Genomic DNA, 1,386 nt, shown 5'->3' with positions numbered 1-1,386 from the left:
TCCTGGGGCGTTGGCGGTGGAGTTCGGTGAGGTGCGGTTGTCGTATGCGGAGTTGGAGGCGCGTGCGAATCAGCTGGCGTGGTGGTTGCGGGGTCGGGGTGTGGGTGCGGAGTCGCTGGTGGCGGTCCGTATGGAGCGGTCGGTGGAGTTGGTGGTGGCTGAGCTGGGGATCGCGAAGGCGGGTGCGGCTTATGTGCCGTTGTTCCCTGAGTGGTCGTCGGAGCATTGCGCGCGGGTGTGTGAGGCGGCTGGGGTGGTGGTGACGCTGACGGCGGAGGATGTCGTGGCGTCGGTGGGTTGTCCGGTGGTGGATCCGGGTGTGCGGGTTCTTCCGGATCAGTTGGCGTATGTGATGTTCACGTCGGGTTCGACGGGTGTGCCGAAGGGGGTGGCGGTTCGTCAGCGGGATGTGGTGGCGCTGGCGTGTGATGCGGTGTTCGCGGGTGGGGCGCATGGGCGGGTGTTGGTGCATTCGCCGCATTCGTTCGATGCGTCGACGTATGAGGTGTGGGTGCCGTTGTTGAACGGTGGTCAGGTGGTGGTGGCGCCTGCGGGGCGGGTGGATGCGGGTGAGTTGGCTGGGTTGATCCGTTCGAGTGGGGTGCGGGGGTTGTGGCTGACGGCTGGTCTGTTCGCGGTGATGGCGCAGGAGTATCCGGAGTGTTTCGCGTCGGTGGTGCAGGTGTGGGCCGGTGGGGATGTGGTGTCGGCTGCGGCGGTGCGTCGGGTGCAGGCGGTGTGTCCGGGGCTGGTGGTGGTGAACGGGTACGGGCCGACGGAGACGACGACGTTCGCGGCGTGTCATCGGATGGACGGTCTGGGTGCGGGTGTGTCGGAGGTGCCGATCGGGCGTCCGTTGGCGGGGATGCGGGCGTATGTGCTGGACGGGCGGTTGCGGGTGGTGCCGCCGGGCACGGCGGGTGAGTTGTATGTCGCCGGCGCCGGACTCGCCCGTGGTTATCGGCGTCGTGCGTCGCTGACCGCCGAGCGTTTCGTCGCCGATCCCTTCGGTGCGGGTGAGCGGTTGTATCGCACGGGTGACCTGGTGCGGTGGAACGGTGAGGGGGAGCTGGAGTATCTGGGTCGGGCCGACGACCAGGTGAAGGTGCGGGGTTTCCGGATCGAGCTGGGTGAGATCGAGGCCGTGCTCGCGGCCCACCCGCTGGTCGGGCGCGCCCTGGTCGTCGCACGGACCACCGCCTCCGGCACCAGGCAACTCATCGGCTACGTGTCACCGGACGATCCCGCGTGCCTGCCCGAGGCCCGCACCCTGCGGGAGTTCGTGGGCGAGCGGCTGCCCGAGTACATGGTTCCCGCCGCGGTGGTGGTTCTGGACGCGTTCCCGCTGACCACCAACGGCAAGATCGACCGCAGGGCCCTGCCGGA

General features: G+C 68.7%; 1 protein-coding gene. It reads left to right on the top strand.

The annotated features are described in order from the left end of the window. Nucleotides 1-16 precede the first annotated feature (16 nt). Nucleotides 17-1,386 (top strand): amino acid adenylation domain-containing protein (locus VT52_RS34850; protein ID WP_338059216.1); only part of this gene is annotated, 1,370 nt, incomplete at its 3' end.

This window comes from Streptomyces malaysiense (assembly GCF_000980885.2).
GTDB classification, from domain to species: domain Bacteria; phylum Actinomycetota; class Actinomycetes; order Streptomycetales; family Streptomycetaceae; genus Streptomyces; species Streptomyces malaysiense.
This window is presented reverse-complemented; position numbering and strand designations above follow the sequence as displayed.